The organism is Psychroserpens ponticola (assembly GCF_023556315.2).
Classification (GTDB): Bacteria; Bacteroidota; Bacteroidia; order Flavobacteriales; family Flavobacteriaceae; genus Psychroserpens; species Psychroserpens ponticola.
This window is the reverse complement of record NZ_CP116221.1, coordinates 2,666,879-2,693,371: the sequence shown is the minus strand read 5'-3', so window position 1 is coordinate 2,693,371 and position 26,493 is coordinate 2,666,879. Positions and strand designations below refer to the sequence as shown.

Below are 26,493 nucleotides of genomic sequence, written 5' to 3'. Positions count from 1 at the left end.
TATTAGTGTTATTATCTTTGTTAAATACTATAGTTTCATTTTTTTTAACTATTCATTTGATATTAAAGTATGGTCAGAATTTTCATCAAAAATAAATAATGGAACAGATTTGTTTTCCAGGACATTATTATTTAATTCATAGTTAAAAGAAAAACCTAAAAAAGAAGTACTAATAGTATTGGTAAAAGCTTCTGAATTATGTTTATATAGGCGTTTGAATGTATCATAGTATATTGCAAAACTAAGTGCAACGGTATTGTCTATATCTTTGTTTAACTCAAAGTTGTATTGTTTAGGAAATAAAAGGTGTAAGATTTTAAATCGTTTTGATGTAATTTTTTCTTTTGAGGGAATGTTTTTGGAGTCTAAAACTACAAGTTGAGTATCTGAAGTTGATATTTTTTTTAATAAAATATTAGTGCTATTTAAAAAAACACCTACATCAGAACTTTCAATAATTACAAAGTTTTTCTTTGAAGTGCTTAATACGTTTGTTAAATCTTCTGATTTAAAACTACCTTTTCTATTAATTTTAATAAAATCTACATTTGGCAATGTGGTTTCTATAGTGTTTTTGTTTTTTGAATTTTCATTATCATAAAGACATATGTAGTGACCTTCTTCTTTTTTTATATAATCTAAAACACGATTTCTCATATCTTCATTTGAAGGTAGACCTTTTAGAAATATTTTTCTCAGACCATCTTGTTCGTTGTAAGCTATTGAAAATAAATCAATACTAGTCATGTTAAGTGTAGTATTTTTATTGTCAAAAGGGTGAAAATATGTCTTAGTAAGCGATGTGTTTAATGAATCGTTTGCATTGGGTTTCGTTTTTATGATACTTAATTTGTTTTGAGGATATTCTTTGTTAATTGAATCTATTGCAAGTATCAAACCTTTGTAGTATTTAGCTTTTTCATCATTTAATTCTGAACCAGAAAAGGTAAAGTTATCATCCCATAATACAGCTAAATTTGAATTGCTCTTGGGCGTTTTTTCTACTTCTCTGTCTTCATTTTTATTGTTTTCGACAACTTTTATCGCCTCATCAACATTATTGTTCGTTATAACAGTTTTTGTGTTGGTTAGAGTGTTTTTATCTAATTCTAATTCTCGAGTTTTAATTATAGCACCTGTTCGTAACATTGGGGTGATTTCAGGGTTTAATTGTTCTAATTCAGCTATTGATAAATTAAAACGTTTAGATAACCCATATTTTGTATCACCTTTAATTACAGTATAAGTTTTAGTATCTGTTACTTTTTTTTCGATTACTATGTCGTTTTTAGTTTCTTGTAATGCTAATACTTGTCCGATACTTAGAAAATTATTTAAGCTATTTTTATTTAATGCTTTCAACGTTTCTAATGTCATACCGTATTTTTGAGAAATTCCCCATAATGTCTCACCTTTTTTAACTCTATGAAATCTATCATTTACTGAAGAGTTTTCAACGAATTGATTATTAGGGTTTTTAGTAGGAATATCAATAGTTTCACCCGCAATCAGCATTCTTACAATGCTAGGATTGGCTTTTTCAAGTTGGTCAATTGAAACGTTGTATTTTTTTGATAATCCATATTTAGTTTCCCCTTTGGAAACAAAATGTGTTTTAGCTGCTGAATTTTGTTCAGTAGGCAGTGGTTTAGCATTGTCAGGAATTAATAGTGTTTCACCTACTTTTATTAATGCTCTAGATCCAGGGTTCAATTTAAAAATTGATTCCATCGTTACTTGATAACGCAATGATAATCGATAAACGTTATCACCTTTACTAACAATATGCTCAATAGGTTTTGTTTGAGCACATATAACATTAAAAAAGAAAGTAATTATTACTATTAATTGGACGTTAGTCTTTTTGGAAATCAATTCAGTGTAACAATTAAATATTATGCATAAATATATAGATTAACTCTTTGAAATTTAGAGATGAATTTCTGACTTATTAATAGTTTATCAACATTGATTGTTATTTGATTTACCCTTAATAAATTGGACGATGATTTTAAAACTCCGAAGTTAAATGAAATATAATATTTGGATACTTTTGTTGTGTCATCTGTAAAGAAAAAGATGAATCTGCTAAAAACACAAGTTGCCCTCTTTTGTCTTTTGCTAAGAAACGCTGTTTTACTCTCTTGAATTCTTTAAATTCTTCACTTTTTTTGTCTTTAGGTTCAACCCAACAAGCTTTGTGTACATTTAAATTTTCGTAAGTACATTTTGCACCATATTCATGTTCAAGACGATATTGTATCACCTCATACTGAAGTGCGCCAACAGTGCCAATTACTTTTCTTCCGTTGAGTTCTAAGGTGAATAATTGAGCTACACCTTCGTCCATAAGTTGATCAATACCTTTATTTAGTTGTTTTGATTTTAATGGATCTGCATTATTGATATATCTAAAGTGTTCTGGAGAGAAACTTGGTATGCCTTTATAGTTGAGTATTTCACCTTCAGTTAAAGTGTCTCCGATTTTAAAGTTCCCAGTATCTTGTAATCCAACAATATCTCCTGGATAAGAAATATCTACAATTTCTTTCTTTTCAGCAAAAAAGGCATTCGGACTAGAAAATTTTAATTTTTTATTATGTCTTACATGGAGGTAAGGTGCATTTCTTTTAAATTCACCAGAAACAATCTTTATGAAGGCTAATCGGTTTCTGTGGTTTGGATCCATATTTGCATGAATCTTAAATACAAAGCCAGAGAATTTATCTTCATCAGGTTTTACCAATCGTTCTTCACTATATTTTGGTCTAGGTTTAGGTGCTATTTCTACAAAACAATCTAAAAGCTCACGAACTCCAAAGTTATTAAGAGCAGAACCAAAAAATACAGGTTGTATTTCACTATTTAAATACTTGTCCTTATCGAATTGAGGATAAATGCCTGCTACGAGTTCTATTTCTTCTCTAAGAGTCTGAGCAGCATTGTCTCCAATAAGTTGATCTAATTCTGAAGATGCTAAGTCATCTATTTCGATAGTTTCTTCAATGTCTTTACGACTATCTCCACTAAATAAATTGACATTTTTCTCCCAAATATTATAAATCCCTTTAAAATCGTAACCCATACCAATAGGGAAGCTAAGCGGTACAACTTTTAATCCTAACTTTTGTTCAATTTCATCTAATAGATCAAAAGCGTCTTTACCTTCACGATCCATCTTGTTAATGAATACAATCATCGGTATGTTTCGCATTCGACAGACTTCAACAAGTTTTTCAGTTTGTTCCTCTACGCCTTTTGCAACATCAATAACAACAATTACACTGTCAACTGCAGTTAGCGTTCTAAAGGTGTCTTCTGCAAAATCTTTATGACCAGGAGTATCAAGAATGTTAATTTTAATGCCATCATATTCAAATGCTAAAACAGAAGTGGCCACAGATATACCTCTTTGACGCTCTATTTCCATAAAGTCACTAGTAGCACCTTTTTTTATTTTATTACTCTTAACAGCTCCAGCTTCTTGAATGGCACCTCCAAAAAGTAATAGTTTTTCTGTTAAAGTTGTTTTACCTGCATCTGGATGGGAAATAATACCAAAAGTCCGACGTCTATTGATTTCTTTTAAAAAACTCATATTCATTTATAGTAGGTGCAAATATAATTTTATCATAGTTATTATTGAAGTGATTTTGATATAAAAATGAGTGACGTCATTAAAACTTATGTGTCTTATAATTAATACAGGTTAAAATGTTGGGTTTTGGATGAATAAAACGGTGTTGTTTTTGTGAAGCAATTATTTCAAAAACCTTTTGATTTAAGGGAAATTACCTTAAATTTGTTTTTAATCGATTAAAATAATCACTTAATCGATTAAATAAATGTTAATCTTTGGAGTATTTTTTTGCAAAATTGTTACATTTGAAACCAGATTAATAGCACTTATGTTGAACCTACAACTAAACAGTAAGCCTGTCTTATGCATAAATATGTATGGGATGAGGTTTTTTTTGTTTTTATGTAGATCATTTAAGATGTTATATAAAATTTAAGAATAAATAATTATATAAGATTTTATGTATATTTCTACTCGATTCTCGTTTGTTAATAAGCTAATCTTTTTTAGTAGCTTATTAATATTATTTTCATTTCAAAATTCTTTTTCACAAAGCATCACAGCAAATAATGATGATTTTAGTAGTACACCGTTTAATCCAGTAACTGGAGGAACAACCATAAGTGTGTTCTTAGATAATGGATTTACGCAAGATCTTGCTGATGGTGTAGATGCTACAGACGCTAATATAGACGCTAATATTTCTATTAGTGTTGATGGTGGATTAACAGGGGTTACAATTAATTCTGATGGAACAATTAATATTCCTTCAGACAGCACCCCAGGAAATTATACTGTTCAGTATACAATCTGTTTAGATATTAATAATGCTATTTGTGATGATGCAAATGTCTTGATTGTTATAGGGAATTGTTTGGATTTTCCAACTAATGATTGTGATGGTGATGGAGTTGTAAATTCTTCAGATATATGCGAAGGCTTTGATGATTTTGCTGATGTAGATGATGATGGTGCGCCTGATGGATGTGATGATGATGACGATAATGATGGACTTTTAGATTCGGTAGAATGTAATGCTACAAATGCATTAACAAATGGTGATTTTGATTCAAACCTTGTTACAGGTTGGACAGAATCAGGAGATTCAGACTGGTTTAGATCAGGTGTTGGAGGAGGAATTGCAAGATTTACTGCTGATAATTCTGATTCTACATTTGAACAAACTGTAACTGTATATCAAAATGTAATCACTGCTTTTACATTTCAAGATGCAGCAGATGCAACTAGTGCAATTGATGCGACTTTAGAAATTTCAATTGACGGAAATGTCGTTTATAGCAAGACTGCTACTGAAATCCAAGCTGATAATGGTGGTGTAAATGTGTTTGCAACGCAGTCGTTATTCTTTGTTTCGACTACTGGAACCGCAAATATTAGTATTAGAGCGTTTTCTTCAGGTATAGGAGTCTCTGACGATTTTAGATTAGATAATGTGTTTGTGGAGCTCTGCCAAGATACAGATGGTGGAGGTACTCCAGATTTTCTAGATTATGATAGTGATAATGATGGTTGTCCAGATGCACTTGAAGGTGATGGAGGATTCACTTTAACAGATTTAGATGCTGAAAATAGCTTAGGAGATAGTGTTGATGCTAATGGTATACCGCAAGTTGGAGCTTCTAGTGGCCAACAAAATGACATTAGTGCGCTTAATCCTACTATTACTTCTGGAGAATGTGATGATGATGGAGATGGTGTGAGTAATACAAATGATCAATGCCCTGGCTTTGATGATACTCAAAATAATGATGGTGATTTATATGTTGATGGCTGTGATGATGATGATGATAATGATGGAATACTCGATGTTGTTGAACAAGGAATTACGACTAATAGCCAGCCCATTTGCGGAGGACAAACTACATTAGATTTTAGTAATCCTCCAACAGAAGAAGTTGGAGATGGTTTGCTCGGAACAGTAATTCAAAATGAGGTGTTTAGATTTTCAAATGTTGCTCCAGGAATTGATGCTATAGTTACCATAAATGAAGTTTATAATTGTTTTGTACTTGTGATTGATGAAAATTCTTCAGATCCAACATTCTTTAAACCTGAAACAATTGTTGGTAATGTGCCTGCAGGTCAACAACCTTTTGTTGAATATCAATTTGATTTTGTGCAATCAGGATCAACGATACCATTTATTATACCTGAATTGTTTATTAATTTTAATGATCTTGACGGAAATGCAGATTTAATCGAACAAAATTGGGTAGAGTATCCAACAAGTTATACATTAGATAATCCTAGTGAAATTACAATCACTGATGAAAGCCCTTGGCTAGTTGGTACTTCTAGTAATCTTAATTTTTCAGGTACATCAAATGCTAATCCTGCATCAAACTTTTCAACGAGATACTTGAATACTTCTAGTCAAACAATTAGACTAGGTGTAAGCATAATTACTCCTAATAATCCTGTAACTAGAAGACATAGTGTCGAATTTAATTGTGTTAATAATTTTAGTGATCCTATTACATATTTATTTGATATTGATAAAGATGGAATTCCTAATCACTTAGATACAGATAGTGATAATGATGGTTGTTATGACGTTGTTGAATCTGGTGGTGTAGATGATAATAATGATGGAGTGCTTGACGGAACAGGACTTGATGGTAATGGATTAGTAGTAGGAGGTGTTGGTGGCTACGATGGTGCTAATGGAACCGAAATTATTAGCGATGTCGTAACTAGTATTGTAATTACTCCTAGTCCAGATCCAGCAACTGTTTGTGAATTAGAGGATCTTGTATTTACAGCTACAACAACTGGAATTCGTGTAACTGATTTTGGTTTAATAGGAAGTACAAGCGATGATACGACTATTGCTATTCCTGCTGTAGATTTTAGTTATCAATGGTATTTAGGTGCAACAGCGCTAACTGATGGAGCTCAGTATTCTGGTTCCCAAACTGCAATATTAACAATTAATAATATTCCTGCTAATTTTGATACCAATACTTATCGATTAGAAGTAACAACAGTAAACAACAAGTGTCCACAAGAGGAAAGTATTTCTATAACTGTAAATACAGTAACATCAGCAACCGTTTCAGCTACAGATGCAAGTGTCTGTTCAGGAGAAGATGGAGAGTTTGTGATTACAGGCGATGCAGGTGATACAGTAACCTATAGTATTGATGGAGGAGCATCAGTAACAGCAACGATTCCAGCAGATGGCACCTTAGAGATTTCAGTTACAGGAATCACATCCGATACAGACATAGATGTTAGTAATGTCGCCAACACAGATTGTGATACCGATTTAACAGGTGTTAGTGCAACAATCACAGTTGGTACAGCACCAACATTAGCAACAGTCTCAGCTACAGATGCAAGTGTATGTTCAGGAGAAGATGGAGAGTTTGTGATTACAGGCGATGCAGGTGATACAGTAACCTATAGTATTGATGGAGGAGCATCAGTAACAGCAACGATTCCAGCAGATGGCACCTTAGAGATTTCAGTTATAGGAATCACATCAGATACAGACATAGATGTTAGTAATGTCGCCAACACAGATTGTGATACCGATTTAACAGGTGTTAGCGCAACGATCACAGTTGGTACAGCACCAACATCAGCAACAGTCTCAGCTACAGATGCAAGTGTCTGTTCAGGAGAAGATGGAGAGTTTGTGATTGCTGGCGATGCAGGTGATACAGTAACCTATAGTATTGATGGAGGAGCATCAGTAACAGCAACGATTCCAGCAGATGGAACCTTAGAGATAGCAGTTATAGGAATCACATCAGATACAGACATAGATGTTAGTAATGTCGCCAACACAGATTGTGATACTGATTTAACAGGTGTAAGTGCAACGATCACAGTTGGTACAGCACCAACATCAGCAACAGTCTCAGCTACAGATGCAAGTGTCTGTTCAGGAGAAGATGGAGAGTTTGTGATTACAGGCGATGCAGGTGATACAGTAACCTATAGTATTGATGGAGGAGCATCAGTAACAGCAACGATTCCAGTAGATGGCACCTTAGAGATAGCAGTCATAGGAATCACATCAGATACAGACATAGATGTTAGTAATGTTGCCAACACAGATTGTGATACTGATTTAACAGGTGTAAGTGCAACGATCACAGTTGGTACAGCACCAACATTAGCAACAGTCTCAGCTACAGATGCAAGTGTATGTTCAGGAGAAGATGGAGAGTTTGTGATTACAGGCGATGCAGGTGATACAGTAACCTATAGTATTGATGGAGGAGCATCAGTAACAGCAACGATTCCAGCAGATGGCACCTTAGAGATTTCAGTTACAGGAATCACATCAGATACAGACATAGATGTTAGTAATGTCGCCAACACAGATTGTGATACTGATTTAACAGGTGTAAGTGCAACGATCACAGTTGGTACAGCACCAACATCAGCAACAGTCTCAGCTACAGATGCAAGTGTCTGTTCAGGAGAAGATGGAGAGTTTGTGATTACAGGCGATGCAGGTGATACAGTAACCTATAGTATTGATGGAGGAGCATCAGTAACAGCAACGATTCCAGTAGATGGCACCTTAGAGATAGCAGTCATAGGAATCACATCAGATACAGACATAGATGTTAGTAATGTTGCCAACACAGATTGTGATACTGATTTAACAGGTGTAAGTGCAACGATCACAGTTGGTACAGCACCAACATCAGCAACAGTCTCAGCTACAGATGCAAGTGTATGTTCAGGAGAAGATGGAGAGTTTGTGATTACAGGCGATGCAGGTGATACAGTAACCTATAGTATTGATGGAGGAGCATCAGTAACAGCAACGATTCCAGCAGATGGCACCTTAGAGATTTCAGTCACAGGAATCACATCAGATACAGACATAGATGTTAGTAATGTTGCCAACACAGATTGTGATACCGATTTAACAGGTGTTAGTGCAACGATCACAGTTGGTACAGCACCAACATTAGCAACAGTCTCAGCTACAGATGCAAGTGTATGTTCAGGAGAAGATGGAGAGTTTGTGATTACAGGCGATGCAGGTGATACAGTAACCTATAGTATTGATGGAGGAGCATCAGTAACAGCAACGATTCCAGCAGATGGAACCTTAGAGATAGCAGTTATAGGAATCACTTCAGATACAGACATAGATGTTAGTAATGTCGCCAACACAGATTGTGATACTGATTTAACAGGTGTAAGTGCAACGATCACAGTTGGTACAGCACCAACATCAGCAACCGTTTCAGCTACAGATGCAAGTGTCTGTTCAGGAGAAGATGGAGAGTTTGTGATTACAGGCGATGCAGGTGATACAGTAACCTATAGTATTGATGGAGGAGCATCAGTAACAGCAACGATTCCAGCAGATGGCACCTTAGAGATTTCAGTTACAGGAATCACATCCGATACAGACATAGATGTTAGTAATGTCGCCAACACAGATTGTGATACCGATTTAACAGGTGTTAGTGCAACAATCACAGTTGGTACAGCACCAACATTAGCAACAGTCTCAGCTACAGATGCAAGTGTATGTTCAGGAGAAGATGGAGAGTTTGTGATTACAGGCGATGCAGGTGATACAGTAACCTATAGTATTGATGGAGGAGCATCAGTAACAGCAACGATTCCAGCAGATGGCACCTTAGAGATTTCAGTTATAGGAATCACATCAGATACAGACATAGATGTTAGTAATGTCGCCAACACAGATTGTGATACCGATTTAACAGGTGTTAGCGCAACGATCACAGTTGGTACAGCACCAACATCAGCAACAGTCTCAGCTACAGATGCAAGTGTCTGTTCAGGAGAAGATGGAGAGTTTGTGATTGCTGGCGATGCAGGTGATACAGTAACCTATAGTATTGATGGAGGAGCATCAGTAACAGCAACGATTCCAGCAGATGGAACCTTAGAGATAGCAGTTATAGGAATCACATCAGATACAGACATAGATGTTAGTAATGTCGCCAACACAGATTGTGATACTGATTTAACAGGTGTAAGTGCAACGATCACAGTTGGTACAGCACCAACATCAGCAACAGTCTCAGCTACAGATGCAAGTGTCTGTTCAGGAGAAGATGGAGAGTTTGTGATTACAGGCGATGCAGGTGATACAGTAACCTATAGTATTGATGGAGGAGCATCAGTAACAGCAACGATTCCAGCAGATGGCACCTTAGAGATTTCAGTCACAGGAATCACATCAGATACAGACATAGATGTTAGTAATGTCGCCAACACAGATTGTGATACCGATTTAACAGGTGTTAGTGCAACAATCACAGTTGGTACAGCACCAACATTAGCAACAGTCTCAGCTACAGATGCAAGTGTCTGTTCAGGAGAAGATGGAGAGTTTGTGATTACAGGCGATGCAGGTGATACAGTAACCTATAGTATTGATGGAGGAGCATCAGTAACAGCAACGATTCCAGCAGATGGCACCTTAGAGATAGCAGTCATAGGAATCACATCAGATACAGACATAGATGTTAGTAATGTTGCCAACACAGATTGTGATACTGATTTAACAGGTGTAAGTGCAACGATCACAGTTGGTACAGCACCAACATCAGCAACAGTCTCAGCTACAGATGCAAGTGTATGTTCAGGAGAAGATGGAGAGTTTGTGATTACAGGCGATGCAGGTGATACAGTAACCTATAGTATTGATGGAGGAGCATCAGTAACAGCAACGATTCCAGCAGATGGCACCTTAGAGATTTCAGTTACAGGAATCACATCAGATACAGACATAGATGTTAGTAATGTCGCCAACACAGATTGTGATACCGATTTAACAGGTGTAAGTGCAACAATCACAGTTGGTACAGCACCAACATTAGCAACAGTCACAGCTACAGATGCAAGTGTCTGTTCAGGAGAAGATGGAGAGTTTGTGATTACAGGCGATGCAGGTGATACAGTAACCTATAGTATTGATGGAGGAGCATCAGTAACAGCAACGATTCCAGCAGATGGCACCTTAGAGATTTCAGTCATAGGAATCACATCAGATACAGACATAGATGTTAGTAATGTCGCCAACACAGATTGTGATACCGATTTAACAGGTGTTAGTGCAACAATCACAGTTGGTACAGCACCAACATTAGCAACAGTCTCAGCTACAGATGCAAGTGTCTGTTCAGGAGAAGATGGAGAGTTTGTGATTGCAGGCGATGCAGGTGATACAGTAACCTATAGTATTGATGGAGGAGCATCAGTAACAGCAACGATTCCAGCAGATGGCACCTTAGAGATTTCAGTCATAGGAATCACATCAGATACAGACATAGATGTTAGTAATGTCGCCAACACAGATTGTGATACCGATTTAACAGGTGTTAGTGCAACAATCACAGTTGGTACAGCACCAACATCAGCAACAGTCTCAGCTACAGACGCAAGTGTCTGTTCAGGAGAAGATGGAGAGTTTGTGATTACAGGCGATGCAGGTGATACAGTAACCTATAGTATTGATGGAGGAGCATCAGTAACAGCAACGATTCCAGCAGATGGCACCTTAGAGATTTCAGTCATAGGAATCACATCAGATACAGACATAGATGTTAGTAATGTCGCCAACACAGATTGTGATACCGATTTAACAGGTGTTAGTGCAACGATCACAGTAAATACAGTAACCTCAGCAACCGTTTCAGCTACAGATGGAAGTGTCTGTTCAGGAGAAGATGGAGAGTTTGTGATTACAGGCGATGCAGGTGATACAGTAACCTATAGTATTGATGGAGGAGCATCAGTAACAGCAACGATTCCAGCAGATGGCACCTTAGAGATTTCAGTCATAGGAATCACATCAGATACAGACATAGATGTTAGTAATGTCGCCAACACAGATTGTGATACTGATTTAACAGGTGTTAGTGCAACGATCACAGTTGATGCTTTGCCTGATGCTGGAATGGATGGTAACATTGAAATTTGTGTTAATGACGATTTAACTGAAACAGAAATTTTAGCTGAACTAGGAGGTACGCCAGATAGTGGTGGAGTTTGGACTGATGATATGAATAATATTGTGGTTTTTCCAATTACTGTAGCAGGATTATATACTTACACAGTTACTGGAAATGGTGCATGTGCTTCGGTGTCAGAGACAGCAACAGTAACAGTTACTGAATGTCCTTTACCATTACTAGATGTAGCTAAAATAGCTGAAATTAATGATAATGGAGATAATATTATTGGAGTAGGTGATGAAATTATCTATACAATTACAGTAACTAATACTGGAAATTTGATATTAAATAATGTGATGATTGTAAGTGATGATTTAACAGATTTGTTAGGTAATCCACTTATTCTTGATTCCCAGCCAACTTTTCAAGGCCCTATTTCAAGTATGGGAAGTATAGAAGGTGTTTTATTAGTTGGAGAGTTTGCAATATATACAGCAAGTTACACCATTACACAAAGTGATGTAGATGCTGGTGGAGTTTCAAATAGTGCTGTAGCTGAAGGAGCAAGTCCAGATGGTACGATTGTAGATGATATAAGTGATGATCCAAATGATACTGAAGATGTTGATCTAGATAGTGACGGAAATCCAGATGATCCAACAGACACAATTACAGATTCTGATTTTGATTTAACAGTATTTAAAGAAGTTGATACGCTAGAGCCATTAATAGGTGATAATGTAACATTCACGATTACAGTTGCTAATGAAGGCTTAGTTACAGCAACAGGAGTTGTCGTTGAAGATGTTTTGCCAAGTGGCTATACTTTTGTAAGCGCAATTGCAACAGCGCCAACAACTTATTCTGATATGAGTGGAGCGTGGACTGTAGGTCAATTAAATCCTGGTCAATTACATATTCTTGAAATTACAGTTGAAGTACTTGGTTTTGGAGATTATTTGAACACCGCCTTAATTTCAGATTTTGTTGGTGGAACTGATATGAATATAGGTAATAATGAATCTTCTGCTTCAGTTGATCCAATATGTTTAACAATTTACAATGAATTCTCTCCAAATGGAGATGGTGTAAATGATACATTTATGATTGATTGTATAGAAACCTTCCCTAATAACACATTAGAAATTTATAACCGTTGGGGAAATATCGTGTATTCTAAAAAAGGATATAGAAACGATTGGAATGGAACTTCCAATGGTAGAATTGTTATTAACGAATCTAATCAATTGCCTGATGGTACGTATTATTATGTTATCGACTTAGGTGATGGTTCTGAACCAAGAGTTGGATGGTTATACATTAATAGATAAAAATTAGGCAAGATTAAAAACAATATTAAAATGATAAAAAAATCATCATTAGTGAAAGGGTTAATATTGTTAGTGTTTTGTGCACTAACGATTAATACTAGTTTTGCGCAGCAAGACCCTCAGTATACACAGTATATGTATAACACGATGAGTGTTAATCCTGCATATGCTGGACAACGAGAAGTGTTAAGTGTAACTGGGTTATATCGAACACAATGGGTTGGTATAGAAGGAGCACCAAAAACACAAACTTTAGGCATTCATACACCACTTAGAAATGATAAGATTGGTTTAGGATTATCCATAGTTAATGATGCTTTAGGTCCTGCAAACGAAACTTATATTGATGCTAACTTTTCGTATTCAATTCAGCTTAACGAATCGTTGACTAAGTTATCTTTTGGAGTAAAAGCTGGAGCACATTTATTAGATACAGATTGGAGTAAAGGACGCTTTCAAAATCAAAGTGATGCCGCTTTTCAAGAAAATATAAGTTTGTTTTCGCCAACAATTGGAGCTGGTTTATATCTGCATAACAGAAAATGGTATGTAGGTTTATCTGTGCCTAACTTTTTAATTACAAAGCATTATGATGATTATCAAGAATCTGTTGCCAAAGAACGAATGCATTATTATTTAATAGCAGGCTATGTTTTTGATTTAAGTGAAAACACACAATTTAAACCAGCAGCTTTATTAAAAGGAGTTTCTGGAGCACCTTTAATAGCAGATGTGTCTGCCAATTTTTTATTCAATAAGAAATTCACATTAGGTCTTGCTTGGCGTTTTGATGATTCTGTTAGTGGTCTCGCTGGTTTCCAGGTTACTGATGGTTTATATATTGGTTACGCTTATGATGCAACCACGACAAATTTGAATAACTATAATAGTGGTTCACATGAAATCATGTTGCGTTTTGAAATACAAAAATTAGGTAGAATATTATCACCTAGATTCTTCTAAAAAAATGATTATGAAAACAAAAAGAATACTATCTATATTCGCATTTAGCCTTATTGTTGCAATAGGTTATGCGCAAAAAGGAAAAGTAAGACAAGCTAAAAAAGAATACGATAATTTAGCTTACGTAAAAACTAGTGAGATTTTACTAGAGGTTGCAAATAATGGTTTCAAATCTGTTGATTTACTTCAGAAACTTGCTAATTCATTCTATTTCAATAATCAAATGAAAGAAGCTGCACAATGGTATGGCGAGTTGATGGCAATGAATGATGACATGGAAGATCCTGAATATTACTTCAGATATGCTCAAGCTCTTAAATCTGTTGAAAACTATACCGAATCAGATAAATGGATGAAAAAATTTCACGAAGCAAATCGAAGCGATCTTAGAGGAAGAGCGTTTGCTTCCACTGTAGATTATTTGTCTAAAATTGATGAAGTAAGTCGTGAATTTGAAGTTAATAATATGGATTTCAATACTGAAGTTTCAGATTTTGGAACAACGCAATATCAAAATCAATTAGTATTTGCTTCCGCTAGAGGTGGTGGAAAAAAATACAAATGGAATGAACAGCCATTCCTTGATTTATTCCATGCAGAAAAACAAGCTGATGGTACTTATTCTAATGTTGAAGCATTCAATGAAAACGTAAATAGTAAATTTCACGAATCAACGGTATCGTTTACTCCAGATGATCAAGTGATGTATTTTACTAGAAATAATTATTACAATAAAAAGTATAAGAATAGTGAAGATGGTACAAATAGATTAAAAATATTTAAAGCAACTTTAGAAGATGATGAGTGGACAAACATTCAATCTGTTCATTTCAATGGAGATGAATATAGTGTTGCGCATCCAACCGTAAATCTTAAAGGAACTAAAATGTACTTTGCTTCAGATATGACTGGAACTTTAGGTAAATCTGATATTTTTGAAGTGGATATTAATCCGGATGGTACGTTAGGCGAGCCTGTTAATTTAGGCGCTTCTATAAATACTGAAGGTCATGAAACGTTTCCGTTTGTAAATTCTGAAGGTGATTTATTCTTTTCTTCTAACGGATTTGCTGGTTTAGGTGGATTAGATGTTTTTGTAATTAGAGAATTTGAAAAACGAAGAGAATTAAGTCAACAATTAATTTTAGAAAATGTAGGTCGTCCAATTAATAGTCCGATGGATGACTTTGCTTACTATGAAAATGTAGCGACAAAAGAAGGTTTTTTCACCTCTAATAGAGAAGGAGGGAAAGGCGATGATGATATTTATAGTTTTACAATACCAGATTGCGAACAAGTGGTTGAAGGTATTGTAAGAGATCAAGAAACTGATGCGTTTATCGTAGGTGCAAAAGTAACCTTGTTAGATGCTGAAGGAGAGGAGTTAAATTCTCAAATCGTAGGCACTGATGGCGCTTATAAATTTGAAAAGCTAGAGTGCGAAAAGGAATATTTAATCAGAATTGAAGCGGATGATTATGAAACTGTTGAAGAACGATTTACAACGCCTAAGAAAAGACAAGATCTGGTTATTAACCCTAAGTTAGAGAAAGATGTTAAAAGCATTGAAGAAGGAACCGATTTAGCACAAACGCTTGGTATTCCAATTATTTATTTTGATTATAATAAGTCAAATATTCGTTACGATGCTGAAGTCGAATTGCAAAAAGTATTGGCAGTGATGAATCAGTATCCAGACATGATTGTTGATGTTAAAAGTCATACAGACTGTAGAGGTAAAGCAGATTATAACGAAAGATTATCTGAAAACAGAGCACAATCTACCCGTAATTATCTAATTTCTAAAGGAATTGATGCCTCAAGATTAACTGCTAAAGGATATGGTGAATCTCAATTAATAAACGATTGTGGTTGTGAACCAACAAACAATTCAGATTGTACCGAAGAACAACACCAATTAAATAGACGTAGTGAGTTTATTATTGTGAAGATGTAATCTCAACTATTAAATAAAAGTTAAAAGCTGTCTTTTTTAAGGCAGCTTTTTTGTTTCTAGCAGATTATTAGAAATTTAGTTGTTATTTTTGTTAGCTATGAAATGAGCTAAAACAATTAGTTATATAGACTAATCTGTTTATTAGCGAATTACATCTGACCCAATAAAAAAATAAAAATTGCCAGATGAAAGAAGAACACGTAATTCTTGTCAACGAAAAGGATGAGCAAATTGGCACAATGCCTAAAATGGAAGCGCATGAAAAGGCGGTTTTACATCGTGCCTTTTCAGTTTTTGTTTTTAATGACGCTAATGAATTAATGCTGCAACAACGTGCTAAGCATAAATATCATTCCCCTTTGCTTTGGACAAATACTTGTTGTAGTCATCAACGTGTTGGTGAAACAAATCTTGAAGCAGGTAAGCGTCGTTTACAAGAAGAAATGGGATTCATAACTGAGTTGAAAGAAACAATTTCTTTTGTTTATAAAGCGCCATTTGATAATGGTCTAACAGAACATGAATTTGATCATGTTATGATTGGTGCATTTAATGATGAACCAAAGATTAATCCAAAAGAAGTTGAAAACTGGAAATGGATGTCATTAGAAGCTATCAAGGTTGATATAGAATTGCATCCTGAATTATACACAGAATGGTTTAAAATCATTTTCGATAAATTTTATGAACACATAAACATCGCTAGCTAATGAGAGTAACTGTAAGTAGAAAAGCTCATTTTAATGCTGCACATCGTTTGTATCGTAAAGACTGGAGTTTTGAAAAAAATGATGACATCTTCGGAAAATGTAATAATCCAAACTTTCATGGTCATAACTATGAACTTATTGTTAGTGTTACAGGTGAAATCGACAAGGAAACGGGTTATGTTATCGATATAAAGGTTCTAAAGGAAATCATTAAATCTGAAGTTGAAGATGCTTTAGATCATAAAAATTTAAATATTGAAGTCTCAGAATTTAAAGACCTAAATCCTACTGCAGAAAATATTGTCGTAGTGATTTACAATAAAATTAAGCCAAAACTAAATTCAGATTTTGATTTAGAAATCACGCTTTTTGAAACACCTCGTAATTTTGTAACATACTCAGGGAAATGAAACACAAATTATATCCAATCAAATTCAGACCTATTTTAAAAGAAAAAATTTGGGGAGGCGAAAAGCTTAATAACATACTGAATAAAGATTCTAACCTAACTAACATAGGAGAGAGTTGGGAAATTAGTGATGTAGAAGGAGACACATCTATTGTTACAAATGGCCATCTAAAAGGTCAGACTCTTAAAGATCTTTTAGAAACTTATAAAGCTGAATTGCTTGGTGAAAAAAATTATCAAACTTTCGGAAATAAATTTCCGTTATTGATTAAATTCATTGATGCTAAAGAAGATTTATCCATTCAATTACATCCTAATGATGAATTGGCAGCAAAGCGTCACAATTCCTTTGGAAAAACTGAAATGTGGTATGTTATGCAGGCTGATAAAGATGCAAATCTGATCGTTGGTTTTAATCAAGAGATGACTCCGGAAAAGTACCTGAAACATTTGGAGGATAAAACGCTGACTCAAATTTTAAATTTTGATAAAGTAAAAACTGGAGATACTTATTTTATTGAAGTTGGTAGAGTTCATGCTATTGGAGCTGGAGTTTTACTTGCTGAAATTCAACAAACTAGTGATATTACCTATAGAGTTTACGATTGGGATCGTGTTGATGATGAAGGAAATGAACGCGAACTACATAATGATTTAGCAATAGAGGCTTTCAATTTTGAAATGGAAGATAATTTTAGAGTCGATTATAAAACCGATAAAAATACTTCAAATGAAATGGTGGCTTGTCCATATTTTACGACAAGTTTTCTTCAGGTTACCGATTCAATTTTAAAAATAAACACTAAAGATTCATTTTTTATTTACATATGTGTTGAAGGAGAAATGATGATTGAAACTGAACATGCTTCAGAATTTATAAAACAAGGTGAATCCATTTTAATTCCAGCAGGAATAGAAACCTATAAAATAACGTCTACGAATGCAAAACTATTAGAAGTTTATGTTTAATTTTGTAGCAAATAAATTTAATTAATTATGGCAAATGTTAGAGACCTAAAAAAAGATATCAATTTTGTTTTAGGAGATATTATAGAAGCAGTTTATGTTTGGGAATATTCAAACACAGATAAAGACACAAAAAAGAGTGAAGCTATCATTGATGAAGCGATCACAACTTTTGATGATTTAATTGCTAAGGTTAACGATAGAAGCGTTGAAAACAAAAAAACTCACTTTAAAACAATTAATGCTGAACTAGAGGAAAAAGGAAAAGCACTAATCGAAAAATTGAATAAATTATAAGCTTCTTGTTAAGTTGTTTAAACTTTTAAAAAAAAACTCCAATCAAATGATTGGAGTTTTTTTTATGCTTTATTTTAAAGTCTTACATTAGTTATGCGCTTCTGATGACCTAAGATCTATAGTTTCTTTCAGTAGTTTACCATATTTAGATGCTTTGATAGGAGGCGTTAATGTTTTGTATATGGTATCTAAATAGCGAACCGTCGTGTTTGGTATTTCATAAACAGCTAAATAAGGAGCGACTTCACTATTGCGGTTATTTAATGCAAATTGAATTGTATAGGAGTATTTTTGCTTTAATGATTTTTGTTGTTGTTCATTAAAAGTTGTACTACTGTTGGTATTAAAATTAGATTCTAATACATCTAAATTTCTATTATATAGTATTGAGATTGTAGATAAATACTCTTCAAGAACCTCTTGTTGTTTAGAGCCAATAATTACAGAATTAAAATTAAATAACTTTCTAGTAGATCTTATTTCAGTAACACCAGTATCTGCAAAAAATGACACCCAGTTTTCCTTATCATCATTTTTGTCTAATTTTAGTGTTAATATTTCAGGTTCTTCTAAATCGGTGTGTAATTCAAAATTTGAATCGCCTTTTATTTCAAGAGAATCTAATGTAATTAAAAGAGAATCTTGTTGTTTTTGTAAATAAACGGTTCCTTTTTTTAAACCTTTAACATACCCTTTGAGTTTGAAATTGTGCGGTTCTTCTTTTGCACAAGAAACCATTAAAAAGCTAAGTAATACAGCACCTAGAATATACTTCATGAATCTTTAAATTTTGTGCACAAATATATCAATCTTTTATGATTAATGTATTAGCTAGCTGCTGCTATTTGCATTAAAATTGTACAGCCAATTGCTGCAATAGTTCCAATAGCATAGCCAAATACAGCGAGTAAAACACCTACTGTTGCTAGTGAAGGATGAAAGGCTGAAGCGACAATAGGAGCAGAAGCAGCGCCACCAACATTAGCCTGACTACCTACAGCTAAAAAGAAATAAGGCGCTTTTATAAGTTTTGCGACACCTATGAGTAACAATGCGTGTATGGTCATCCAAACCACACCAATAGCAATAAGTCCTAAGTTGTCAAAAATGAGCATTAAGTCCATTTTCATTCCAATAGAGGCTACAAGAATATAAATAAATACACTCCCAAATTTACTGGCACCAGCACCTTCATAATTTTTCGCTTTTGTATTAGATAATAGGATTGCAATTATTGTAGCAATACTAATCATCCAAAAGAATTTTGATCCCAAGAATGTAAACATATTTCTCGTTGTTGGAGATTCTATTCCAGCGACTAAATTATCAAATAGTGGTGCTAAAAAATTAGAACTTAAATGTGCAATACTTACCGTTCCAAATGCTATAGCTCCAATAATCATAATGTCAGTAAGAGATGGATTTCGCTTTACTTTTTCAGAAAATGTAGACATCTTTTCTTTTAGTTCTTCAATAGAAGAAGTATCTGCTTGTAACCATTTATTGATTCGGTTGCGTTTTCCTATTCCTATTAATATAAGTGCCATCCATATATTTGCTACGACAATATCAACGAATACCATTCCGCCATAAAGTTTTTGATTATAGCCATAAATCTCAAGCATAGCTGTTTGGTTGGCACCACCACCAATCCAACTTCCTGCAAGTGTTGAAAGCCCTCTCCAAACCGCATCTGCATCAGCTCCACCAACAGTTTCAGGAGAAACCATAGCAATTAATAAAATGGCAATTGGTCCTCCAATAACAATTCCAACGGTTCCAGTAAAAAACATTACAAGTGCTTTCCAACCTAAATTAAAGACAGCTTTTAAATCGATACTTAAGGTCATTAATACCAATGCAGCTGGTAATAAATAACGACTTGAAACATAGTATAAACTTGAACTGTGCTCAGTAATGTCTCCATTTTCTGCTACAGTCTGCCATTCAGGAGAAATTAATCCTACTGTTGTCAATACCGCAGGAATCATATATGCCATAAATAAACCTGGCACTATTTTGTAAAATTTAGACCAAAAACCTGTTTTTATAGATTCGGTTAAAAATACAAATCCTAATGAAAGCATTAGGAGTCCAAAAACAATTGTGTCATCTGTAAAAAGAGGTGTCGTATCCATATTTTATATGTTTCTATATAATCTGCAAAATACCAAAATAAAAGCGCATAAAAAAAGCAACTTGTTAAGAGTCGCTTTCATTTTTATTTTTTGGTTTAGGTAGTCTGTTCTTTTCTTTAAGGTATTGCATTAGCATCCACTCAATTTGACCATTGGTACTTCTGAATTCGTCAGCAGCCCATTTCTCAATTGCCTTGATCATGTCTTCATTAATTCGTAATGCGAACGCTTTCTTTTTTGCCATATTATTTTTTTATAAACTTTGGTACAGCTTCTACTACTTTTTCTAAAACGTACCTTTGTTTATTAATTGCCAATTTCTAAAACCCAATTTAGGTATTATTACTTTATATTCTTTCATAATTTTAAAACTAAGCAAAATAAGAATGATCCTATTATAGTACCTATTAATGTATTATATATATCACATTTCAATATTGCACATAACGACACCAATTGTGGTTTGTAAACTACTTCCTATAGCTTCATCAATAGTAATACGATATGTTTGATTTTTGTTGATTTTAGTGACTTAATGTACCAGTATTAAGAACAGGTGATGCATCTTTATCTCCACATAGTACGACCATTAAATTACTAACCATAGCGGCTTTTCGTTCTTCATCTAAATTTACAACTTCCTTCTTGTTTAATTGTTCTATTGCCATTTCAACCATACTCACTGCGCCTTCAACAATTTTATGCCTTGCTGCTACTATAGCAGTAGCTTGTTGACGCTTAAGCATTGCATTTGCTATTTCTTGAGCATAAGCTAAATAACCAATACGAGCTTCAAGTACTTCAATACCTGCAATTGATAAACGCTCATCTATTTCTTTTTCAAGAGCTGTACTCACTTCATTTACACTAGAACGTAACGTGATATCTTCATCTACACCTTCATCTGCAAAATTGTCGTATGGATACATACTTGCTAACTTTCTAACTGCAGCATCTGTTTGCACACGAACGAAATTTTCGTAATTATCTACATCAAAAGCAGCTTTATATGTGTTTTTAACTCGCCAAACTAAAATGGTACTTATCATAATAGGATTACCAAGTTTGTCATTTACTTTTAAACGTTCACTGTCAAAATTACTTGCTCTTAGTGATATTTTCTTTTTAGTATAAAATGGGTTTACCCAATAGAAACCATTCTTTTTTACAGTACCAACATACTTTCCAAAAAGTAATAAAACTCTAGATCCATTGGGTTGCACCATTATAAACCCTGGCGCAATTATGATTGCAATTGGGATTATCATTATAAACTCTGGACTTTGGGTTGCAATAGCTGAAATGATTGACCCAAAAAATATGATAAGAAATACAAATAGCATTAGGTAACCATTTGCTGGAACTATTATTTTTTCTTCTTTCATTGTAATAAGTTTAAATTAAATAATTCAATATGATATTATTTTGATATCAAATATACATCAAACATATTTGATGTCCAAATTGAGTTTGGCACACCCTTTGCATTATACATATTGTAAATGATTATGATGATATTAAACGAGGAGTGATTGCCTTAAATAAAGGAGTAAACATTTACATTGGTTGGTTAGTTAGAAAAAAAGCATTTCAGTCTTGAGATGCTTTTTTTATGTTTTATAAAGAAGTTATTGATGCTAGTTTCTAATAAATGTAATAAGCTCGGTAATTAATTCACTTGATATTGTTCTAAAAGATTCGTTGTAAGATTTTGAGTTTTCTAGTTCTTTTCCATCTATAATGAATAGAACGTGATTCATATTACTAATTAGTTTAAATGTAGCATCTGGAGATGCGTTTTTTAAAAGTTCAGCTTCTGAAACGGGTACTTGTAAATCTTTAGTGCCATTGATTATAAGTGTTGGAATTTCTAGATTTTTAATTAACTCTTGAGGATTGTATTGCATCCAACTCATAATAAAAGGTTGCACATCTGAACTAAATATTCCACTTAAGGCTTGAGGGTAATCTTTTGTGAGTTGTCCTTTTTTTAGAGATTCGAAAGCAAGTTTAGTGTCTTTTATAAGCGCAGGATCCATTTGTGCAATTTGATCAATGATGACATTGTCTATAGATTTACCAGAACCTGCTAATGAGATAAATTGATCAACATTAACTTTTGAAGCTACTAAACCAACCAAACTACCTTGACCATGACCAATAATGATTATTTTGGAATAACTGTTTTGTGATTTGAAATAATCTATGACTGCTATGGCATCGTTAACAAAATCAACAAACGAGATATTTGGATCTACATTTCCTTTTCTTATTTGCTTTACAATTCGCTTATCATATCTAAACGTAGCAATATTTTGATTTGATAAACCTTCGGCTAGTTTTTTTAAAACATTATTTTTCTGAAAATTTTGATTGCCATCTCTATCTGTTGGACCAGAATCTGCAATTAAAATAGCAAGAGTAGTAGCGTTAAGCTTATTTGGCATTAATAGAGTGCCATCTATATGCTTATTAATCGATAAATTTTGAGTAGTGAAATTTATATCCTGACCAAAACTTACTATTGTAAAAAGCACTATTATATATTTAATAATTGGTTTCATCTTTTTTTTTGAATAGTATCATATCTAATATCAAAAATACGTAAAAGGTTTTTTGTTTTGATGTAACGTTTATTTTTAAAATATATTTAAAAATGAACCTTATAAACTTCATTTTTTTAAAAAGGCGGCATGCATTTCATCGGTGAAATACATGTTTTTATCTTTAAATGTTAAAATTAAGTGCATTTCATCGATTAATTATGTATTTTGACTTGTGCATTGAAATAGAATTATATATTTGAAGTGTACTAAAATTTAGTTTTTAGTTCAATGGATTAATTAATTAATATTTGCTTATGTATTGACTTAGTGACCCTAAATCTACTACATAAATAAAACGCAAATTAGAAAAACCGAGATTGAGGGATCTCGGTTTTTTATTTTTATATCGTTTCTACTTTTCTAAAAGTTAAATTAATCCGTACTCCAATAGCTTTTTTTGTTTTCGCAATTTGATGCAACCAATGATGCTGCATTGCACCTTTCATAATTAAAAGGCTTCCGTGTTCTAATATTATTTTATGACGTTCTTCTTTTAGATTTCGATGTTTAAAATGAAATGGTCTTGCTTCACCTAAGCTTAATGATGCAATTATTGGATTTTCCCCTAATTCTTTTTCATTATCAGCATGCCATCCGTTACTATCATTTCCATCTCTATATAAATTAATCAATGCCGACGTAAATTTATGTCGTGATTCTTTTTCAATATAATGTTTTATTTCTAATACTTCTGAAGTAAAAGGTTTTGGATACATTGTAATATTAGAATAGGAATACGAGGCGTTATTTTCGGCATATAGAGCTGTTAGTCTTGGTTGTTTGTAGGTCTTTCCGAAAATTGTAATATCGTCATGTTGCCAAGCTACATTTAGTTTTAAATACTCAAAAAAATAATTAGCTTTATGCTGATTTAGAAAATTCGGAATATAAATAAGTTCCGCATTAGGTAGTTTTAAAACCGTTTTTTCTTCAGAAAATAAGTCCATCACTTAATTTTTATCTAAATTAGCTAATATCATATGAAATTCAAAATTACAATTATATCATTGATCTTGCTTTGGTTTTCATTTGGTTCTCAAGAATCAAATGAGCTTCCAGAAGGATTTGTGTATGCAAAAAATGTCATTCCAGATTTAAATATAGAGCTGCGTTATTTTACTACTAATAATTTTGTTGGTGATACAATAGATGGTTACAAGGCAAACAAATTAATTATTACAGCTGAGGCCGTTCAGGCACTTCAAAAAGTGCAGCATGATTTGCAACAACAGAATTTATGCTTAAAAGTATACGATGGTTATAGGCCACAACGAGCAGTTAATCATTTTATGCGTTGGGCTAAAGATTTAAATGACACCATTAATAAACAAGAATTCTATCCAAATGTTGAAAAGCGTTATTTGTTTAGAGAAGAATATATAGCCACACGTTCTGGTCATAGTAGAGGAAGTACTTTAGATTTGACAATTATTAATGGCATTACAAATGAACCTTTAGATATGGGAAGTCCGTATGATTTCTTCGGAAAAGAATCTTGGGTAAATCATGATCAATTATCTAAAGAGCAGAAGGCTAACAGGCAATTACTGCAAGACGTTATGCTGAAACATAATTTCAGAAATTATGCTAAAGAATGGTGGCATTTCACGTTACGTTGGGAGCCTTTTCCTAAAACCTATTTTGATTTTGAAGTTGAATAATTTAACTATTACCTCTGTTTTCATATTTTAGTTAATACTATCGTTAGCAACTTTTGTTTTTAACTCGAGCATTTTATTATGCCACCATTCTTGGTTTGTAACTTGTGTTGCTAGTGGTTTAACTAAGTTTAGTGCTTCATCAAATTTTCCTTGAGATTCTAGAGCAAGAAGTTTGTAAAAAGAAAAACTTTGTTTCATATTATCTTCATCTGTTTTTTGCAAAAAGTAACTCGCTAAATCTTCAGATTCTTTATATAAAGTGGCTTTATTAAGGTTGAGTAGTAATTCTGCTAAATCTTCAACATCTGTATGGTACTTATCTTTAAGATCACTATTTAAAATAGTTTCATAAAAATCAATCGCTGCTTTTGAGTTTACAGTAGAAGCAATGTTGTAGAGTGTGTCTTCTAAAAGTTCTTTAGCTTTTGAAGCATATCGTACTTCATATGGACTATAGATTAGTGTAGAGCCTACAGGCACTCCATTTTTTACTTTGTTACCATAAGCTAATGAATCTGGAAGTATTGCAATGACTTTATCACCTTCGGCTAAGTAGCTATTTAATTCAGTAAATCCTTTAATTAGAGTTGTTTTACCATGAATAAAAGCAAACACTGAATCTTTTTCACCAGCTGTTGACCAAAAGATCTCAGGATTATCATTAATGTATAATTCTGTAAACGCTTTTACCTTTGAGCCATCTTCAATTTTTTGTCCGAAACCTTCCTTTATAAAAATGTATTTAAGTCCGCTTGGTGTTGTAATCGTATCGTTTAAAACAATATTTCTATTATGATTATGCTTTTTGTCGTTTCCGCAAGATGTTAGTAATAAGGTGATTATTACAAGTAATGCTGATTTTTTCATATTGAATTATAGAAATTATTAGTGTGTTAAATTGCTACGCAAGATATAAAAATTGACGGTAAATTATAAAATGGCTTTTGCTTTAGATAGCATTTCTATATCTCATTAATATTTTATGAGAATTGGTGGTTTTCTGATGATAATAGAGGATGTTTTTATCTACAGTTAGTGTTGGCGCTTCAATTAAATTTGAAATACTTTCTGAAAATAAAACTCTAGGAATTGAAAATTCTGATGTAGAATTAGGTCTAACAGCAACGCATATTTCGAAAACAGTATCTTGAGTAATTTCACCTTTTAAATATCTCGTATAGTATAATTCTAGATTGTCACTACTAATACAAGGTGCGTAATAAATATAATTTTGATCATTAATATTTTGTAAGATTACATCAGAATTTGGAATTATATTAAACGTAGTAGTATCAACTTTTTGTGCAACTCCTAGAGTTGTTTCACAAGGACCTAAACAGTTTGTGTCATCAAATCTGGCATTATTGAAGTATAAAAATTGTCCATCTAAACTTATTCCATGATCCATGACTAACCAGCCAGGAGTATTCATATTGAAATCTCCTTGAACTCTTTCAATACTATTCACATTTCCACTATTAAAGGATCCTCTAAAGAGATTATTCAATTCGGTTGGATAATTTCTTGTTGAAGTCCAATAAAAATTATCATTAATATCCATATCTGCAACAGCATCCAAATGTGGTGGTGTTAATTGGTTTGTTCCTGATAATTCTCCTGCAAAATTAAAGGTTGAATCATTCAATCTGGTCGCATAATATAATTTTGTATTTATACCATCATTCAAGTTGTTGAAGAATAGGTAATTTCCATCTGGAGAGATAAAAGGTTCCATGGCATCAAATTGCAACCCATTTATAATGACTTCAATTTCAGAGCCATATGAAGGTAATGTTTGTGAGGTATTGATTTTATTACTATCGTCTGATGAGCAAGATATAGTTAATAATACAATACCTATGATTCTGAAAAGTGTTTTCATAGATTATGCATTTGTTTTCTCGGCAAATTCTTTAAATTGATTCATCCATTTTTGACTTTGCTATTTTT

Annotated in this window: 18 protein-coding genes; 8 read left to right on the top strand and 10 right to left on the bottom strand. The window is 33.4% G+C overall.

The window, feature by feature from the left end:
• Nucleotides 1-48: 48 nt before the first annotated feature.
• Both MUN68_RS11975 and MUN68_RS11970 read right to left on the bottom strand, forming a co-directional pair.
• Entirely contained in the window at nt 49-1,731 is a 1,683-nt protein-coding gene (locus MUN68_RS11975; RefSeq protein WP_249997389.1) for a muramidase family protein, read from the bottom strand.
• Between the two features lie 280 nt (nt 1,732-2,011).
• Nucleotides 2,012-3,598, bottom strand: coding sequence for a peptide chain release factor 3 (locus MUN68_RS11970; RefSeq protein ID WP_249997388.1), 1,587 nt, complete (start codon nt 3,596-3,598; stop codon nt 2,012-2,014).
• 442 nt (nt 3,599-4,040) lie between these two features.
• On the opposite strand from MUN68_RS11970, the gene MUN68_RS11965 reads away from it, so the two are divergent.
• The 7 genes from MUN68_RS11965 to MUN68_RS11935 all read left to right on the top strand — a co-directional run bounded on the left by MUN68_RS11965 (nt 4,041) and on the right by MUN68_RS11935 (nt 18,138).
• On the top strand, nt 4,041-12,836 hold the full coding sequence (locus tag MUN68_RS11965; protein ID WP_272792370.1) for a T9SS type B sorting domain-containing protein: 8,796 nt from the start codon (nt 4,041-4,043) through the stop codon (nt 12,834-12,836).
• 30 nt (nt 12,837-12,866) lie between these two features.
• Entirely contained in the window at nt 12,867-13,799 is a 933-nt protein-coding gene (locus MUN68_RS11960) for a PorP/SprF family type IX secretion system membrane protein (protein WP_249996039.1), read from the top strand.
• 10 nt (nt 13,800-13,809) lie between these two features.
• Complete coding sequence (locus MUN68_RS11955; RefSeq protein ID WP_272792369.1) at nt 13,810-15,756, top strand: OmpA family protein; 1,947 nt, start codon at nt 13,810-13,812, stop codon at nt 15,754-15,756.
• A 185-nt stretch (nt 15,757-15,941) separates the two neighbouring features.
• On the top strand, nt 15,942-16,466 hold the full coding sequence (gene idi / locus MUN68_RS11950) for an isopentenyl-diphosphate Delta-isomerase (RefSeq protein WP_249996040.1): 525 nt from the start codon (nt 15,942-15,944) through the stop codon (nt 16,464-16,466).
• The gene (locus MUN68_RS11945) at nt 16,466-16,876 is read left to right on the top strand and encodes a 6-pyruvoyl trahydropterin synthase family protein (protein ID WP_249996042.1); all 411 of its coding nucleotides are present in this window, start codon (nt 16,466-16,468) and stop codon (nt 16,874-16,876) included. Before idi ends, MUN68_RS11945 begins: the two co-directional genes overlap by 1 nt.
• Nucleotides 16,873-17,844, top strand: a complete 972-nt coding sequence (locus MUN68_RS11940) for a type I phosphomannose isomerase catalytic subunit (RefSeq protein ID WP_249996043.1) — start codon at nt 16,873-16,875, stop codon at nt 17,842-17,844. The genes MUN68_RS11945 and MUN68_RS11940 overlap by 4 nt, the downstream gene beginning before the upstream one ends.
• A gap of 27 nt (nt 17,845-17,871) precedes the next feature.
• Entirely contained in the window at nt 17,872-18,138 is a 267-nt protein-coding gene (locus MUN68_RS11935) for a hypothetical protein (RefSeq protein WP_249996044.1), read from the top strand.
• 87 nt (nt 18,139-18,225) lie between these two features.
• On the opposite strand, the gene MUN68_RS11930 is transcribed toward MUN68_RS11935, so the two are convergent.
• The 6 genes from MUN68_RS11930 to MUN68_RS11905 all read right to left on the bottom strand — a co-directional run bounded on the left by MUN68_RS11930 (nt 18,226) and on the right by MUN68_RS11905 (nt 23,829).
• Nucleotides 18,226-18,915 carry a DUF4369 domain-containing protein gene (locus MUN68_RS11930; protein ID WP_249996045.1) on the bottom strand — a complete coding sequence of 230 codons (690 nt, stop codon included), beginning with the start codon at nt 18,913-18,915 and terminating at the stop codon, nt 18,226-18,228.
• Nucleotides 18,916-18,965: 50 nt separating this feature from the next.
• Nucleotides 18,966-20,276 (bottom strand): DUF819 family protein, encoded by a 1,311-nt coding sequence (locus MUN68_RS11925; RefSeq protein ID WP_249996046.1) that lies wholly within the window; start codon nt 20,274-20,276, stop codon nt 18,966-18,968.
• Nucleotides 20,277-20,340: 64 nt separating this feature from the next.
• Entirely contained in the window at nt 20,341-20,520 is a 180-nt protein-coding gene (locus tag MUN68_RS11920) for an Arc family DNA binding domain-containing protein (RefSeq protein WP_249996047.1), read from the bottom strand.
• A 280-nt stretch (nt 20,521-20,800) separates the two neighbouring features.
• The gene (locus MUN68_RS11915) at nt 20,801-21,661 is read right to left on the bottom strand and encodes an SPFH domain-containing protein (protein WP_249996049.1); all 861 of its coding nucleotides are present in this window, start codon (nt 21,659-21,661) and stop codon (nt 20,801-20,803) included.
• A gap of 252 nt (nt 21,662-21,913) precedes the next feature.
• Nucleotides 21,914-22,840, bottom strand: coding sequence for an alpha/beta hydrolase (locus tag MUN68_RS11910; protein WP_249996050.1), 927 nt, complete (start codon nt 22,838-22,840; stop codon nt 21,914-21,916).
• A 383-nt stretch (nt 22,841-23,223) separates the two neighbouring features.
• Nucleotides 23,224-23,829: an alpha-ketoglutarate-dependent dioxygenase AlkB family protein gene (locus MUN68_RS11905; protein WP_249996051.1), complete on the bottom strand. Its 606-nt coding sequence runs from the start codon at nt 23,827-23,829 to the stop codon at nt 23,224-23,226.
• 33 nt (nt 23,830-23,862) lie between these two features.
• Between MUN68_RS11905 and MUN68_RS11900 the strand changes: the two genes are divergently transcribed.
• Entirely contained in the window at nt 23,863-24,543 is a 681-nt protein-coding gene (locus MUN68_RS11900; protein WP_249996052.1) for a M15 family metallopeptidase, read from the top strand.
• A 27-nt stretch (nt 24,544-24,570) separates the two neighbouring features.
• Here MUN68_RS11900 and MUN68_RS11895 read toward each other — a convergent pair whose 3' ends face one another.
• Nucleotides 24,571-25,410: an FKBP-type peptidyl-prolyl cis-trans isomerase gene (locus tag MUN68_RS11895; protein ID WP_249996053.1), complete on the bottom strand. Its 840-nt coding sequence runs from the start codon at nt 25,408-25,410 to the stop codon at nt 24,571-24,573.
• A gap of 82 nt (nt 25,411-25,492) precedes the next feature.
• Nucleotides 25,493-26,425 carry a hypothetical protein gene (locus tag MUN68_RS11890; protein ID WP_249996054.1) on the bottom strand — a complete coding sequence of 311 codons (933 nt, stop codon included), beginning with the start codon at nt 26,423-26,425 and terminating at the stop codon, nt 25,493-25,495.
• Nucleotides 26,426-26,493: the final 68 nt, after the last annotated feature.

What these genes read in the sequence shown, in the direction of transcription:
- MUN68_RS11975 (WP_249997389.1), bottom strand. Translation starts at nt 1,731, where the DNA reads ATGGAATCAATTTTTAAATTGAACCCTGGATCTAGAGCATTAATAAAA.
- MUN68_RS11970 (WP_249997388.1), bottom strand. Translation starts at nt 3,598, where the DNA reads ATGAGTTTTTTAAAAGAAATCAATAGACGTCGGACTTTTGGTATTATT.
- MUN68_RS11965 (WP_272792370.1), top strand. Translation starts at nt 4,041, where the DNA reads ATGTATATTTCTACTCGATTCTCGTTTGTTAATAAGCTAATCTTTTTT.
- MUN68_RS11960 (WP_249996039.1), top strand. Translation starts at nt 12,867, where the DNA reads ATGATAAAAAAATCATCATTAGTGAAAGGGTTAATATTGTTAGTGTTT.
- MUN68_RS11955 (WP_272792369.1), top strand. Translation starts at nt 13,810, where the DNA reads ATGAAAACAAAAAGAATACTATCTATATTCGCATTTAGCCTTATTGTT.
- idi (WP_249996040.1), top strand. Translation starts at nt 15,942, where the DNA reads ATGAAAGAAGAACACGTAATTCTTGTCAACGAAAAGGATGAGCAAATT.
- MUN68_RS11945 (WP_249996042.1), top strand. Translation starts at nt 16,466, where the DNA reads ATGAGAGTAACTGTAAGTAGAAAAGCTCATTTTAATGCTGCACATCGT.
- MUN68_RS11940 (WP_249996043.1), top strand. Translation starts at nt 16,873, where the DNA reads ATGAAACACAAATTATATCCAATCAAATTCAGACCTATTTTAAAAGAA.
- MUN68_RS11935 (WP_249996044.1), top strand. Translation starts at nt 17,872, where the DNA reads ATGGCAAATGTTAGAGACCTAAAAAAAGATATCAATTTTGTTTTAGGA.
- MUN68_RS11930 (WP_249996045.1), bottom strand. Translation starts at nt 18,915, where the DNA reads ATGAAGTATATTCTAGGTGCTGTATTACTTAGCTTTTTAATGGTTTCT.
- MUN68_RS11925 (WP_249996046.1), bottom strand. Translation starts at nt 20,276, where the DNA reads ATGGATACGACACCTCTTTTTACAGATGACACAATTGTTTTTGGACTC.
- MUN68_RS11920 (WP_249996047.1), bottom strand. Translation starts at nt 20,520, where the DNA reads ATGGCAAAAAAGAAAGCGTTCGCATTACGAATTAATGAAGACATGATC.
- MUN68_RS11915 (WP_249996049.1), bottom strand. Translation starts at nt 21,661, where the DNA reads ATGAAAGAAGAAAAAATAATAGTTCCAGCAAATGGTTACCTAATGCTA.
- MUN68_RS11910 (WP_249996050.1), bottom strand. Translation starts at nt 22,840, where the DNA reads ATGAAACCAATTATTAAATATATAATAGTGCTTTTTACAATAGTAAGT.
- MUN68_RS11905 (WP_249996051.1), bottom strand. Translation starts at nt 23,829, where the DNA reads ATGGACTTATTTTCTGAAGAAAAAACGGTTTTAAAACTACCTAATGCG.
- MUN68_RS11900 (WP_249996052.1), top strand. Translation starts at nt 23,863, where the DNA reads ATGAAATTCAAAATTACAATTATATCATTGATCTTGCTTTGGTTTTCA.
- MUN68_RS11895 (WP_249996053.1), bottom strand. Translation starts at nt 25,410, where the DNA reads ATGAAAAAATCAGCATTACTTGTAATAATCACCTTATTACTAACATCT.
- MUN68_RS11890 (WP_249996054.1), bottom strand. Translation starts at nt 26,425, where the DNA reads ATGAAAACACTTTTCAGAATCATAGGTATTGTATTATTAACTATATCT.